Source organism: Paenibacillus sp. FSL P4-0113 (assembly GCF_038009305.1).
GTDB lineage: Bacteria > Bacillota > Bacilli > Paenibacillales > Paenibacillaceae > Paenibacillus > Paenibacillus polymyxa_D.
In genome coordinates, this window is record NZ_JBBPAZ010000001.1 from 4,987,823 (window position 1) to 5,002,250 (window position 14,428).

At 47.9% G+C, this 14,428-nt stretch carries 12 protein-coding genes and 1 pseudogene; 11 read left to right on the forward strand and 2 right to left on the reverse strand.

The genetic code is table 11. The annotated features are described in order from the left end of the window. The first annotated feature begins 738 nt into the window (after positions 1–738). From MKX46_RS21730 to MKX46_RS21770, 9 genes and pseudogenes are all read left to right on the forward strand, one after another. Positions 739–1,971, forward strand: a complete 1,233-nt coding sequence (locus tag MKX46_RS21730; protein WP_029516212.1) for a glycosyltransferase family 4 protein — start codon at positions 739–741, stop codon at positions 1,969–1,971. Beyond that, positions 1,968–3,209, forward strand: a complete 1,242-nt coding sequence (locus MKX46_RS21735; RefSeq protein ID WP_069011097.1) for a glycosyltransferase family 4 protein — start codon at positions 1,968–1,970, stop codon at positions 3,207–3,209. The genes MKX46_RS21730 and MKX46_RS21735 overlap by 4 nt, the downstream gene beginning before the upstream one ends. After that, a complete protein-coding gene (locus MKX46_RS21740; RefSeq protein WP_069011098.1) occupies positions 3,187–3,996 on the forward strand; it encodes a WecB/TagA/CpsF family glycosyltransferase in 810 nt (269 codons plus the stop codon). Before MKX46_RS21735 ends, MKX46_RS21740 begins: the two co-directional genes overlap by 23 nt. Positions 3,997–4,047: 51 nt before the next feature. Next, positions 4,048–5,388 carry a UDP-glucose dehydrogenase family protein gene (locus tag MKX46_RS21745; RefSeq protein WP_029516215.1) on the forward strand — a complete coding sequence of 447 codons (1,341 nt, stop codon included), beginning with the start codon at positions 4,048–4,050 and terminating at the stop codon, positions 5,386–5,388. Between the two features lie 14 nt (positions 5,389–5,402). Further along, a complete protein-coding gene (locus tag MKX46_RS21750) occupies positions 5,403–6,380 on the forward strand; it encodes an LCP family glycopolymer transferase (RefSeq protein ID WP_029516216.1) in 978 nt (325 codons plus the stop codon). 131 nt (positions 6,381–6,511) lie between these two features. Further along, a complete protein-coding gene (locus MKX46_RS21755; RefSeq protein WP_029516217.1) occupies positions 6,512–7,003 on the forward strand; it encodes a hypothetical protein in 492 nt (163 codons plus the stop codon). A 108-nt stretch (positions 7,004–7,111) separates the two neighbouring features. After that, positions 7,112–8,032 (forward strand): annotated as a pseudogene (locus MKX46_RS21760) (ABC transporter ATP-binding protein). Continuing rightward, a complete protein-coding gene (locus tag MKX46_RS21765; RefSeq protein WP_029516219.1) occupies positions 8,025–8,807 on the forward strand; it encodes an ABC transporter permease in 783 nt (260 codons plus the stop codon). The pseudogene MKX46_RS21760 and the gene MKX46_RS21765 overlap by 8 nt, the downstream one beginning before the upstream one ends. Positions 8,808–9,046: 239 nt before the next feature. Next, positions 9,047–10,132 (forward strand): AI-2E family transporter, encoded by a 1,086-nt coding sequence (locus MKX46_RS21770; RefSeq protein WP_029516220.1) that lies wholly within the window; start codon positions 9,047–9,049, stop codon positions 10,130–10,132. A gap of 39 nt (positions 10,133–10,171) precedes the next feature. Here MKX46_RS21770 and MKX46_RS21775 read toward each other — a convergent pair whose 3' ends face one another. Both MKX46_RS21775 and MKX46_RS21780 read right to left on the reverse strand, forming a co-directional pair. Next, positions 10,172–10,633 carry a bactofilin family protein gene (locus MKX46_RS21775; RefSeq protein ID WP_029516221.1) on the reverse strand — a complete coding sequence of 154 codons (462 nt, stop codon included), beginning with the start codon at positions 10,631–10,633 and terminating at the stop codon, positions 10,172–10,174. A gap of 45 nt (positions 10,634–10,678) precedes the next feature. After that, the gene (locus tag MKX46_RS21780) at positions 10,679–11,710 is read right to left on the reverse strand and encodes a M23 family metallopeptidase (RefSeq protein WP_209949654.1); all 1,032 of its coding nucleotides are present in this window, start codon (positions 11,708–11,710) and stop codon (positions 10,679–10,681) included. A gap of 146 nt (positions 11,711–11,856) precedes the next feature. Between MKX46_RS21780 and cls the strand changes: the two genes are divergently transcribed. Both cls and MKX46_RS21790 read left to right on the forward strand, forming a co-directional pair. Continuing rightward, positions 11,857–13,287 (forward strand): cardiolipin synthase, encoded by a 1,431-nt coding sequence (gene cls / locus MKX46_RS21785; RefSeq protein ID WP_069011100.1) that lies wholly within the window; start codon positions 11,857–11,859, stop codon positions 13,285–13,287. A gap of 192 nt (positions 13,288–13,479) precedes the next feature. Further along, a complete protein-coding gene (locus tag MKX46_RS21790; protein WP_029516224.1) occupies positions 13,480–14,424 on the forward strand; it encodes a YitT family protein in 945 nt (314 codons plus the stop codon). The last annotated feature ends 4 nt before the right edge of the window (positions 14,425–14,428 follow it).

Here is a 14,428-nt window from a genome sequence, read left to right on the forward strand (position 1 = left end):
TTGTGGATGGAAGTCCGCTGCGGGACGGATTTGATCTTCCGATCGCTGTTGACGAGGGATTCCCTAGATTGAATAGGCCCTGTAAAAGGGCGGAATCCCTCGTCAAAGGCGAACGCTGCCGCTTCTCCAGATTCAAATCCTTACCCTCCGCTACCCACCGCCGCCAAAAAGAATTTCCCCCAGCCTATTGGGTGGGGAAGGTAAAAGCCGCCTGGTGATAGCTTCGCCCTATCGCCTAGAACTTCTATGCCGGGCATGCATCCCGGCGTAATTAATGCTCTGTACAGTTCTCTGTCAGGGTGACAGGGTCCGGTGGATAACAATCTGGACAGGCGACAGTCTAGCCATAGTTAAGGCATCTTGGTCAGCTAGCGGTAGTAGTTCCATGTTGTTTTGTGAGCTTGCCATAACCGTACCAAGCTCACAAGCTGTTCGACGAGGTCAGCGCCCTGCATGCATTTGCTCGCGTATCCACGCAGCGAGGGCACTTCATACCCAGCATTCCCTTTTTTTAAATGGGGTGACTTTATGGACACGGTGGTCAGCAGCGGAGCGGTCCATTTGAATCTGAAGAAGCGCTAGCGTTCGCCTTTGCAGTGGGATTCCTACCTCGGAATGTTTTATATATCCAGGAATCCCACTGCAACAGCGATCGGAAGATCAAATGGAACGCGCAGCGTTCTCTGAACCCTCCGTGCTCCATAACTCACTCAATATGAAATGGCAGGAGCCCTGATGATGATTCGAAAAATATTGTATCTCCGCAATTTTGCCAGCAAGGTGAACGGGGACTCATACAATTTACAGGAAGTCGGTTTGGGCAAAGCACTCGTTCGAAAAGGCTATGATTGCGACATTGTTTACTACAACGATCGTAAGGAAACCCATCTGGAACAGGTCTACCGTCACGAAGGATGCACCTTGCGTATTATCTGGCTCCACGGGTTTAAGTTCCTAAGCAACAGCATCTACAGAGATGTTCTCAAAGATTCTTTTCTGGATGCTTATAGTCTGGTCATTACTACAGAATACAACCAGATCATGACCTATCTGCTTTCCCGCAAATGTCCTGATAAGCTGGCGTTGTATCACGGCCCATACCGAGATAACACGCACGCGCTGATCCGCAAACTGTACGATATTATGCTGCTGCCGAAGGTAGCAAAATCTCTACGCCGTACCTATGTCAAATCCGATCTTGCCAAGCGCTATTTGGAGAATAAAGGTTTTGACAACGTGGTTACGATTGGAGTCGGATTGGATCGCAGTAAAGTAGAGAGAGCATCCGACAGTGACACCAGTAATAAAAGTGACAACATAAGCGGAGAGCGTGAGGAAAACCGTGAGGTCGCGAATGAGCTACGTCGAATCGGAGATCGTCCGGTGCTTTTGTATGTTGGTGTACTGGAGGAACGGAGAAATATACGTTTTATGCTGAGTACGTTCAAAAGGGTACTCCAAAAGCATCCTAGCTGTCTTTTGTTAATGGTCGGGGATGGACGGAAGACGGACACAGACCGCTATTGGACATATGCTCATGAACTGGGAATAACGGACAGTATTATACATTTTTCAAGAGTGGAGCAACGTCATCTGTGGCAAGTTTACGGAGCGGCGGATGTGATGCTGTTTCCGACCCAATACGATATTTTTGGTATGGTGCTGCTGGAAAGCATGCTGTTTCGCGTTCCGATTATCTCTTCGGTAAACGGGGGCTCGGTTACCTTGATTGAGGACGGAGTGAGCGGAGTGATGCTGAGAAGCTTTTCAGAAGAGGAATGGTCTGGTCGAATAGACGATTTGCTGGATAATGCTGAGCTGAGACGAAGTATGGCGGAGAAGGCCTTCCTTACGGTCGAGCGTATGTCGTGGGATCGCATTGCGGATGAAATCGTAAGCCATCAAGGGATCAAGCCCAGAAGTTCGAACCACGCTATGCAATCAACGCAGGAAAGAGGGGCAACCACGTGAGCCAACAGGTCAGCAGACAGATGAGCCCTCCTGTGAGCAAGGTGCTGATCATCCATAACTTTTATCAGCAAAGCGGGGGAGAAGACAAGGTTGTCGAGCAAGAATCAGCTATGCTGCGTTCCAGAGGAATAGAGACAGAGCATTACTATGTGCACAACGACAGCATTCAAAGCAGAGGGCTAGCGAACATGGCAAAGCTGGCGGTAGAGGCGGCATGGTCTCTGCCGGAATTCAAAAGAATCAAGAAGCTGCTTTTACAGGTGAAGCCAGATGTGGTACATGTGCATAATTTTTTTCCGGTTATATCCCCTTCGGTCTATCATGCTTGTGAACGGCTGGGGATTCCGGTTGTCCAGACACTGCATAATTACAGGCTGATTTGTCCGGCGGCAACCTTTATGCGAGGGAATAAGGTTTGTGAAAAATGTCTGCACGGCACGCTGCTGCATTCCATCCGTCATGGATGCTATCGAGGTTCACAGCTTCAGACGATTCCGGTAGCGGCGATGATTAAGTTCAACGATCTGATCGGCACATGGCAGCACAAGGTAAGTCGCTATATCGCGCTGACAGAGTTTGCACGGGACAAATTTGCCGAAAGCGGTATTCCACTGGATCGTATCGCGGTAAAGCCAAATTTTGTCCATCATAAAACAGTGAAAACCCAATATGACCCGAATGATCGTTATTTATTGTTCGTGGGACGGATTTCAGCTGAAAAAGGGGTTCGCAATCTGCTGCAAGCTTGGTCACAGTTGGAAGATCGGGGGGGATTGAGACTGGTCATCATTGGAGATGGTCCGGAAAAGGCTGAATTGACCGCTGCTTATCCACAGGAAGATGTTCGGTTTCTCGGTAAGCAGGATGGAGACACGGTACTGGATTGCATGAGCCGGGCCATGTATGTCATGGTGCCTTCCATTTGGTATGAAGGATTTCCCATGACCATTGTAGAGTCTTTTTCTGTTGGAACTCCGGTATTATGCAGCCGGCTCGGCGCACTGGAGGAAGTCGTGGAGGACGGGGTGACGGGTTTCCATTTTCAACATGATGATTTGGAAAATATAAAGACCGTGATTCACCGCGCAGTAGCCTATGAAAACTATGCAGCTATGAGACAGAAGGTGTCGGAAAACTACGCTGCACGCTATACGGAAGAAGTGAATGTGAAGCAGCTGATGGCGATATATAGCGAGGCGATGGAGGAGCGTGATTATGAAGCAGCTGCCCCAATATAGAGTTGGAAGGATTGCGGATGCAGATATTGCAGCACTTACGTTTCAGGAGACGGTACACACGCTGGAACAATGGGCAGCCGAACGAAAGGACGGCTATGTATGTATTTGCAACACGCATTCCATTGTCACAGCCGGGAATCATGCTGAGTTCCACAAAGCGCTCACTCAAGCCGATTTGTGTACTCCGGATGGTATGCCGTTGGTATGGGCGCTTAAGCTATACGGATTTGAGCGTCAGGATCGGGTAGATGGTCCCAGCCTGATGCTCAAGTTGTGCGAACGTGCGCCACAGACGAAGGTGAGTATATATTTTTACGGCAGTACGCCGGATACGCTGGATAGCTTAAAAGAGAGAGTAGAACAAGATTACCCTGGAATCTGCATCGCGGGCAGCTTTTCACCGCCATTTCGTGAGCTTCACCCAGATGAGGAGGAGCGGATCATTGATGAAATCAATGCGTCCGGCGCGCATATCATATTCGTCAGCTTAGGCTGCCCGAAGCAGGAAATATGGATGCATCGAAACAAAGACCGCATCCGTGGCGTGATGATTGGAGTAGGGGCGGCCTTTGACTATATCACTGGAAAGGTTCGCAGACCGCCGCTAGCGGTACAAAAGCTGGGGCTGGAGTGGCTGTATCGTCTGATCTGCGAACCGAAGCGATTATGGAAGAGGTATGCCTACAACAATCCGATATATGTATACCGTTTTCTAAAATCTTATCGGCAAAACAAACGGCTTACGCTTTATCAAAATCGGCTTGCAGGAAGAGATATAGAGAAGTGAAGTCGGTAATAGCAGGATGCAATGAGACAGCATGTAAAAGGGGGAGTTGCTTTGAAGCTATGTGTAATAGGTGCGGGGTATGTGGGGCTGGTGTCGGGGGTCTGTTTTGCCGCACTCGGGAATACCGTCGTCTGTGTAGATCAGAATGAGGACAAAATTCTTCAGCTGCGTGCAGGTGGGGTGCCGATTTATGAACCGGGATTAAAGGCTCTAATTAAAGATAATGTAGAACAAGGCCGACTAAGCTTTACAACAGATACGGCAGCTTCGGTAGAGGCGGCTGAAATTGTTATTTTGGCGGTCGGCACGCCTTCACTGCCGGGCGGGGAAGCGAACCTGTCCTATATTGAAGAAGCAGCCTGCGAGGTGGCAGACGCCATGAATGGCTACAAAGTCATTGTCACCAAAAGCACGGTGCCTGTCGGAACGAACGAACGCATTCAAAATTGGATTGCGAGCCGCACAAACTATTCTTTTGGTGTGGCTTCGGTTCCTGAATTTTTGCGCGAAGGTTCAGCAGTCCTAGACACCTTACAGCCAGATCGAATCATCATCGGGGCTTCCGATCCGCATGTGTCCGCAGTGCTCACTACACTGCACGAGCCGTTGACGACAAATATCGTAACCACAGATATCCGTTCGGCGGAGATGATCAAGTATGCGTCGAATGCTTTTTTGGCGACCAAAATTTCGTTTATTAATGAGATTGCAAATATTTGCGAAAAGGTGGGCGCAGACGTTACACGTGTGGCACACGGTATGGGGCTGGATCAGCGGATCGGCTCCTCCTTTTTGTCAGCAGGTATCGGCTATGGGGGTTCCTGTTTCCCAAAGGATACACAAGCTCTAATCCAAATTGCAGGCAACGTGGACTATGAATTCAAGCTGCTGAAATCTGTGGTGGAAGTGAATCAGGGTCAACGCTTTAACGTGATTCGTAAGCTGAAAGAGGCGCTGGGTGATCTGGAAGGAGCAACGATTGGTATATGGGGACTGGCCTTTAAACCGAATACAGATGACGTAAGAGATGCCCCGGCGCTGGATATTATGCAGTCGCTGCTGGAGGCAGGGGCGCAAATCCGTGCATATGACCCGATCGCTACCGCTAACTTCCGCAGACTGCTGGACAGCTCGGAAGTAACGTGGGCAGATAGCGCACGGGAAGCAGCAGAGGGATGCGACGCACTGTGTCTATTGACGGAATGGGAGGAGTTTGGTGAAATCGGGCTGGGTGAGCTGAATGAGCTTATGAAGTATCCTATTATGATCGATGGACGCAATGTGTATAGCGAGGAGCAAATCAGACAATCCGTCTTTGCATACTATTCTGTCGGTAGGCCACAGATGAACAATCTGGATGTAGATCGTCATCAGTCTGTAGTAAATCCGTAAAGGGGAGGCTGCATATGAAACGGTGGCTGAAGATAACATTGGGGGCTGCGGCGTTATTGGTCATAGGGGCTACTGCCTACACCGCTTATGTGTATCATTCTTTTAAAACAGCGGCGAATGCGATGTATCATCCGCGCAGCATCGTGCAGCCTGGGGCGGTTTCTACCCTTGCAACGGGCGGAGCAGGGCGATCCGTAGATACAGACTCTGGATCAATTACACCCAATCCGGCAGCCATCTCCCAGTTCAAGCCGTTCACCGTGCTGGTGCTGGGCGTAGATCGGCGGTCTCACGATCCAGGACGATCGGATACGATGATCGTCTTGTCTGTTAACCCTGCCGAAGGCTCTATGTTGATGTTCAACATTCCGCGCGATACGCGAACAGAGTTGATCGGTAGGGGGCGTGAGGACAAAATCAATCACGCTTTTGCTTTTGGGGGCGTGGATATGTCGATCCGTACGGTAGAACATTTTTTGAACTATCCGATAGATTACTATGTACAGATGAACATGGAAGGGTTTGCGAAAATGGTGGACCTTGTGGGGGGAGTCGAGGTTCATAATCCACTTGATTTTCAATATGAGGGTCATCATTTTGCACAGGGTAATTTGAACTTGAGCGGGGCTGAGGCGTTGGCCTACGCCCGTATGCGTTTCGATGATCCACGTGGGGATCTCGGAAGAAATGCTCGCCAGCGGGAGCTACTCAAGCAAATTCTTGCCCAGTCCATCAGCAAGGAAGGGCTGTTGAGGGTAAAACCGATACTGGAGGCAGCGGGGGAGCAGATTCGCACAGACATTACCTTTGACGATATGACCACCTTCCTGACCCGGATCGGTCCGTCCCTCAAGCAGACGGATACCGTTGAACTGAAGGGACATGGGCGTAAAATCAACGGGGTGTATTATTACATGGTGGATGAACAGGAACGCCAGCGTATCCATGGAGTGCTGGAGAAGCATATGCTTACCACTACCATATCGCCTTAGGTAAGCCTTATGTAGGCGGGTGCCCTGTTGGGAGGTCACCCGTTATTTTCTTCTAAAGTCTTCTAAAAAAGGCTTGTCCCACATACATCTGTAGAGAATTCGGTATAGTCCAACAGAGGGAGGGGCAGTGTGTGCTGTTTAGAAGAAGAGCGGCTTCGGCGTTCGTTCGTAAGCTATTATATTTTGCCATCATAGGTGGATTGTTATGGCTGCTGTGGCTGGGTCTGCGTGGGGTGATGTCTACAGGCGAGGGCGATCAAGCGGTAGAAGCACTGAACGAGTTCTACACGATGGAGCAATCGGGAAATTTCGGAGGTTCATGGGAGCTTTTTCATTCGCAAATAAAAAAGAAATTCGAGAAATCTACGTATGTACAGCAGCGTGCGCACGTTTTTATGCAGGATATGGGGACGGATACGTTCACGTTTGAACTGGGGGAGCCGCAGACTGAATATGACATTCGTACGGATCAGAATGGAGAAGAGTTAGGGAAAGTTTACCGTATTACGGTCACTCAGCATTACAAGACCCGATTCGGTAATTTTGATATCGTACAGCCTTGTTATGTGACGCAGGAAGATGAGAAATGGCGGGTGCTTTGGATATACAAGGACAAGGAATAGAGGTTGCGAGGTGTTTCTAAAAGGTTAAATATGGTACAATACTTCCAAAACCGGAAATGTACAGTAAATGGATAACAGCTTCACTCCGGATGGAAGGAGTTTCATAGCATGCAGCAAGCGACAGGACAGGTTCCCGTCATACGTATGGAGGGTGTGAGTAAAATCATTTCCTCCAAAGCGATCGTGGATGATCTGACGCTGGAGGTTCCGGCGGGGCAGGTATTTGGTTTCCTTGGACCCAATGGTGCGGGAAAAACGACAACCATCCGTATGATGGTTGGCCTGATTTCGATCAGCAAGGGCGATATTCATATTTGTGGAGACAGCATTAATACTGATTTTGAAAAGGCCGTTTCCCATGTCGGAGCGATTGTTGAGAACCCGGAGATGTACAAGTTTTTGACAGGCTATCAAAATTTGCAGCATTTTGCGCGAATGTCTCCTGGGGTGACCTAAGAACGCGTGGATGAAGCGATTCGTTTGGTGGGACTCGGAAACCGGATTCACGATAAAGTAAAAACCTATTCGCTCGGGATGCGACAGCGACTTGGAGTAGCTCAGGCGATTTTGCATCGACCGAAGCTGCTTGTGCTGGACGAGCCGACCAATGGTTTGGACCCGCAGGGTATTCGTGAACTGCGGGATTATTTGCGTCAATTGACCCGTACGGAGGGAATTACCGTATTCGTATCAAGTCATTTGTTGTCCGAGATGGAGCTGATGTGCGACCGTGTAGCCATTATTCAGAGCGGACGGCTGGTTGATATCAAGCAACTGAAGAACACAGGGGAGGAAGTGCAGACGGCGGAAATTGCTTTTGAGGTAAATGATGCCGAACAAGCCTATGCGCTTGCTGGAGCAGGACGCGTTGAAGGTAATCAACTGCTGCTTCACCTGGAGCGGGAACAGATTGCAGAGATGAACAGCCTGCTGGCTGCAAACGGAATTAAAGTATATGCGATTCGCCCGGTTGCCCGTACGCTGGAAGATCAATTTTTGGAAGTGACGGGAGGCGGGTTTATTGGGTGATTTCTTCAAACTGGTACATAACGAAAATCTGAAAATTTACCTGCGTGTGCGCACATGGATTATGCTGGGATTGCTGGCGGTCATCACTGCTGCGATTCCGATGCTGATCTCCCTGGTTTCCGATCAGGTCAGTGTGTGGGATGGGATTGCGTTGACGACGTTGTTTACGTTTTTCCTCAATACGACGTTTACGGTCATTGTAGCTGCTGATTCGGTGGCTGGTGAATTTACTTGGGGAACGATTAAGCTGCTGCTCATCCGACCTTGGACTCGCAGCAAAATATTGTTGTCCAAGTATATATCCGTGATTTTGTTCAGTTTGCTCGGAACGATCATTTTGATCTTGATGGTTACGCTGTCCTCATGGCTGATGTTATCCAAGGATGCACCAGCGGGTTCTGTTCCGCTGTTCAGTGATCCGATATCTTACGTAACGTTGAACTTCTTGTATAGCTATATTGCCTTGTTCGTGACGATGGCCTTTGCTTTTATGCTGTCCGCTGTTTTCCGTTCCAGTGCCTTGGCGATTGGGCTGTCGCTGTTCATGATGTTCACCAAAACAATCTATAACTCTATTGGCTTGTTCAGCACAGATCGTTTTGAATGGACCAAATATGTACTATTTACGCATATGGATCTGAAAAAATATCTAGATATGCCGCCGGGTACGGTAAGTTCCAGTCTAACCTTTTCGCTCACCGTGCTGGCCGCTTATTATGTAATTTTTATCGCCATTGCCTGGGTGGTTTTCGTAAAACGGGATGTTTCAACCTAAATCGCAGTGTCTTAGAGTTACACAAAGGACGTTCAAATGCTCAGCATTTGGACGTCCTTTTGTTATTTCAGGATTTTTCAAAATCCTCTTTAACACTGTTTATCCAGTATCTATGTCATTTTTGTTACATATTCTGCGTGCAGAGGTATATTGTAATCTATTTTCAGCAAGAATCAATCAATAGGGCCATTTTGCGTTTAAAGAGGTAGAGAGAAACAGAACAGAGGGGGCCGCATGGTATGCTGCAAAATAATCGTTTTTTTCGTGTAACTACAGGTATCGTCATGCTATTACTCATCATTTACTTGGGCACCAAAGTAAGCTTTATATTTAGTCCTCTCGTATCTTTGGTCAGCTTGCTGGTGGTACCGTTAATGCTATCTTTTTTCCTCTATTATTTATTGAGGCCGATTGTAGATGTAATGGAACGGAGAAAAATCAAACGATCGATCTCCATCTTGCTGATTTATTTGGTCATTGGAGTGTTATTGTTTGTTTTCTCATGGGGTGTGTGGCCTACACTGCGTGATCAAGTAACCAATTTATTTGAAAATGCGCCGAAGCTCATTAAAAGTCTGGTTGATCAATTGAGCCAATGGCGGCATAATCAATCCTTGAGACAAGTGCTGCCTCCGGGTGAAGACCCGCTGTCACAACTGTCAGATACGTTGAACGAAGCTTTTTCGACGCTATCTGATTATTCGGTAAAGCTGGTATCGTTCGTGTCCTACTTTTTTATCGTATTGGCTACCTTTCCCATATTGCTCTATTACATGCTGAAGGAAGGGAGCAAGTTTGGCCCTAAAATGCTAAACTTCTTTCCTAAAAAATATCACAAGGACGCATTGGAGGTTATGGAAGATATCGATAGTGCACTCAGCAGCTTTATCGTAAGTCGGGTGCTGATCAATGTCGCGTTGGGTGTGATGATGTTCCTTGGATTTTTAATTATTGGTTTGCCTTATGCCTTGCTGCTCGCCGTTATTTCGATTTTTCTTAATTTTATTCCCTATGTGGGGGCAGTGGCTGCTTCTATACCCGTGGTTATTATTGGATTTCTCGAATCACCTTCGATGGCGCTCTGGTCGCTGGTCGTGGTGATTGCTGCACAGCAAATTCAGGATAATTGGCTGTCACCTATAGTTTTTGGCAAGCAACTGGATATTCATCCGTTGACTGTCGTTATTTTACTGTTAGTTGGTGGTGACCTGCTCGGGATTCTGGGCATCATTTTGGTGATTCCATTGTATATGTGCGGAAAAATCGTCATACGCAAGGTATACCAATTATTTTTGGAACGCAGAGTGGAGGATATTATGGAATGAATGGAGAATGCACTGGATTTAAAGGAGTATATCCTGATTTTACCCTGCTTCGGATTGCAGAGTGGCTTGGCTGTCCTCCCTGTCTTTGCTGAAACTAGATTGGGTTTCGTCGTTTGGCTCATCCGTAGAAGCTGACAACTCTACATCCTTTGTTCGGTTCATTTGACTTGTGCCGTCCAGTACACCGCCTTCAGAGATGACCAATGCAGCGGTCGCGGTATTTCCGTACAGCTCACCTGTCGGCGTAATGGTTAGTCGTCCTTCTGTAGTAATGCTGCCGAACACCTTACCGGCAAGGATGACGTCTTGTGCGAAGATGTCCGAACGTACAACAGCAGATTCTCCAATGACGACAGTACGAGTGCTGCGGATATCGCCCTGAAAATGACCGTCAATCCGAATATTGGCCTCTGCCTCAACTGTACCTTCAAAGCTGGTGCCATTAGCGAGCAGTGTATCCATAGCTGGGGTGGAGAGCTTTTTTTTGGATTCCTTGAACATGATGGTTTTCCCCCAATCCTTTATTGTAAATATTTTGAAAAATCCTCATTGTACATACAGTAATGGATCGACAGGTTGGTTATGCTTGACGATCTGAAAATGAAGATGAGGTCCTGTGCTTCTCCCAGTACTCCCCAGCAGACCGATGGTCTGTCCTTTGTGGACACGATCCCCCGGGGTCACCTGCATGCCGCTCAGGTGCATATACCAGCTCTGGAGTCCGTCAGAATGCTGGATGATGATGCACTTGCCGCGGGCGCCGCTAGAAGCAGCTTCCAAGACGGTGCCTGCTCCTGCTGCATAGACAGGATCACCGGTTTGTCCGGCAATGTCCACGCCTGAATGAAAGGCAGATCTGCCGGTAAAAGGGTCGCTGCGATAGCCAAAGCTGGAGGTCATTCGCCGTGAACCTACAGGCCAAACGGAGGGCTTCCCTTGCTCGGCAAGAGCCAGCCTACGAGTCTGGAGTAACTGTGCGGCTTGTTTGCGCTCCAGATTTTGCTGGACGGCATTTGCTTGCTGAATAGAGCGGGGAACCGTACGCTCCACCGTGTCCAACAGAGATTCGATCTCCTGAAAATCATCCATTGCCTGGCGAGTTAGGAAGGCAGTATTTTCATGTACTGCGATCAGCTCACCCCCAATATGGTCGGAAGCATCCCAGGAGAGCGGAGTCATGGTCTTTTTATGGTTACTTGTGGCAGATGAGTTTCCGTGTTTACGAATGAATTGCTGCATTTGTTGTTCCAGCTCCGTTACGCGCTGAAGGCGTTCACGAATATGGGTGGCTTGATTTGTCAGCTCCATGACTTCCTGCCGTAGTCGCCCAATGGCTGCGTCCTTGTCCGCTACCGTGACCTCCATCTGCAAACTCTGGACAGCAAGATTCGTTTCCATTTGGGAAATAATATGGGAAGAACGGATTTGCAGCCCGATCACGAGCGTAGAGATAGACGCGATCACAAGAGTCGGGACGAGAATGACAGCGGCTGTAGAGCATTGTAGCTGCTTGGGCGGTTGCTGTGCATCCCGAATAACAAGCAGGGTCATCCGGCGATTTAGGCTTCCTTTTTTCATAATCGCTCCTTTCCGGACATCGCTCCTATAGTGCTTGGTTACTATCTATTCAGCTTAAGAGGCAAACATGTCAAAAAAATTGGAGCTTAGTATAAAACGTAGATGAGGATTTTGCAAAATCCTGAGATATATAAGGAGGCTTAGACATGCTGTGGTTGCTGTTGGTTTTAATTGTTTTTATTTTTCAGACCGGGACGATCCTGCTCTTTGAATTTCGCAAGCCGTCCAAAGCGGTAGCCTGGCTTTTTATTTTGTTTTGCTTCCCGCTCATTGGCTTTGTCGTGTACTACTTTGTTGCACAGGATTATCAGAAGCGTAAAGTGGTTCGAAAAGGGGGATCGCAGCTGTTTCGTGAATTCCGCGAGCGTCTATGGGCGCAATCCAAGGTCATTGAACATGTGGAGCAAATGCATAATCCTCATTTCAAACATCAGGAGCGCCTGTTTAACCAGTTAATTCGTATGTCGGAAAACCCGTTGACTGGATGTAACCGCACACGTGTGCTGACGAACGGTGAAGAAGCCTTCGAGGCCATGCTGGCAGCGATGGAACATGCGCAACATCATATCCATGTGGAGTTTTACATATTTCGGGCCGACGAAATCGGAAGAAAGTTTCAAGAGGTCATGATCCGCAAGGCACGTGAGGGAGTAAAAGTACGATTCGTTGTAGACGGTGTGGGGAGCTACAATTTACCCTATTCCTTTATTCGCACCTGTAGTGAGGCGGGAGTGGAATTTCATTATTTTCTACCTCCGTTTTTCGCCACACTGGACCGCCGGATTAACTATCGCAATCACAGGAAAATCGTGGTGGTAGATGGCATGGTTGGATTTGTAGGAGGGATTAATGTAGGCGACGATTATCTCGGAAAATACCCCAAAGTAGGATTTTGGAGGGATACGCATTTGCAGATTGAAGGAGATAGCGTCTATTTTCTACAAAATGCGTTTCTTAGTGACTGGAAGCTGGCCTCAGGGGAGAGACTGATGGATGTGAATTTATTTCCTCCACATACCTGTACCGGGGATGAGGAAGTACAGATTTTGAGCAGCGGTCCCGATCAGGTATGGGATACGATTCAGGAAATGTGCTTTGGGGCGCTCACAGTTGCCAAAAAGCGGATTTGGATTACGACGCCGTATTTTATTCCCGATCCGGGCATTTATGAGGCGCTCAAGCTGGCGGCAGTCAGTGGCGTAGATGTGAAAATTATTATTCCCTATCAGTCCGATTCGAAGTTAGTTCATTTGGCGTCTCTGTCCTATGTACAGGAACTGCTGGAGGCAGGGGTGGAGTTCTACCAATATCGAAAAGGATTTATTCATGCCAAAGTGGTGATTGTCGATGATTTACTCGGCTCGGTCGGGACTGCCAATATGGACATGCGCAGCTTTTTCTATAATTTTGAGTTGACCGCTGTCGTTTTTGCTAATTCAGCGCTGGAACGGCTTTCGGCAGATTTTGTAGAGGACATTTCCAACTCCTCACGCATAGATTTAAACGTGTTCCGCAGACGGCCTAGATCTCAGAAAACAGCTGAAATTCTAACTCGCATGCTCTCTCCACTCCTATAAAGGCGATTTTCGCCGTTTTTATCGCTATAATCCCGCTTTATTGTGATTTATGTGCTCTTTGCTAACTTTTTTGCGCGAAATCACAGTTTTGTGATATACTATTTATATAAATAGCGCGGTAAAGAATAGGGGACTGCGGATAGCAGCCCCTTTTTTGTCCAATATATCATACTGTAACGGGGGGATTTATATATGAGTGTAGTGAGCAAGGAAGTCCAAAGTTTATCTGAGATTACAGATGTGACCGGAGAGTTGACCAAGATCAGCAAAATTCCAGCTAATCCGAAGAACAAAGTAAAACGCCTGTTTCAGCGTGCAGCCATGATTGTAGTTGGTGCAGCTCTGATGGCAGTGGGATTGGAAATATTTCTGGTTCCTAACGGCGTTATTGACGGAGGCGTTACAGGTATTTCCATTATGGCCTCCAAGATTACTGGCTATCCGCTCGGTATTTTCCTGACCCTGTTGAACCTTCCATTTTTACTTATCGGCTACAAACAAATTGGTAAAACCTTCGCTTTATCCACATTATTCGGTATCGTCGTTATGTCCATTGGAACCGCGTTACTTCACAATGTAAGTGCGTTGACTCCTGGTGAACCGCTGCTCGGCGCTATTTTTGGGGGCGTCATTCTCGGTGTTGGGGTGGGTCTTGTGATTCGGTCCGGCGGTTCGCTGGATGGAACAGAGATCGTAGCTATTCTCGTCAGTGAAAAGACTCCTTTTTCGGTCGGTGAGATCGTACTGTTCGTTAACATATTCATTCTGGGAAGTGCAGGTTTTGTGTTCGGTTGGCCAAATGCCCTGTATTCCATGATTGCTTATTATATCGCCATGAAAATGATTGATATTACGATTGAAGGTCTGGATCAGTCCAAATCGGTCTGGATTATTAGTGACAAATACCGTGATATCGGGGATGCCCTGACGGATCGTCTTGGACGGGGCGTAACTTATCTGGAAGGTGAAGGTGGCTTTACAGGCGAAAGCAAGAAAGTGATTTTCGTCGTCATCACCCGACTGGAGGAAGCGAAGCTGAAGAGCATCGTTGAAGATTGGGACCCGCACGCTTTCGTTGCGATCGGTAACATTCACGATGTGAAGGGCGGACGCTTTAAGAAAAAAGGAATACACTAGCGCA

Coding starts and splice junctions, on each gene's coding strand:
- MKX46_RS21730 (WP_029516212.1), top strand. CDS start 739: ATGATTCGAAAAATATTGTATCTCCGCAATTTTGCCAGCAAGGTGAAC.
- MKX46_RS21740 (WP_069011098.1), top strand. CDS start 3,187: ATGAAGCAGCTGCCCCAATATAGAGTTGGAAGGATTGCGGATGCAGAT.
- MKX46_RS21750 (WP_029516216.1), top strand. CDS start 5,403: ATGAAACGGTGGCTGAAGATAACATTGGGGGCTGCGGCGTTATTGGTC.
- MKX46_RS21770 (WP_029516220.1), top strand. CDS start 9,047: ATGCTGCAAAATAATCGTTTTTTTCGTGTAACTACAGGTATCGTCATG.
- MKX46_RS21775 (WP_029516221.1), bottom strand. CDS start 10,633: ATGTTCAAGGAATCCAAAAAAAAGCTCTCCACCCCAGCTATGGATACA.
- MKX46_RS21780 (WP_209949654.1), bottom strand. CDS start 11,710: ATGAAAAAAGGAAGCCTAAATCGCCGGATGACCCTGCTTGTTATTCGG.
- cls (WP_069011100.1), top strand. CDS start 11,857: ATGCTGTGGTTGCTGTTGGTTTTAATTGTTTTTATTTTTCAGACCGGG.
- MKX46_RS21790 (WP_029516224.1), top strand. CDS start 13,480: ATGAGTGTAGTGAGCAAGGAAGTCCAAAGTTTATCTGAGATTACAGAT.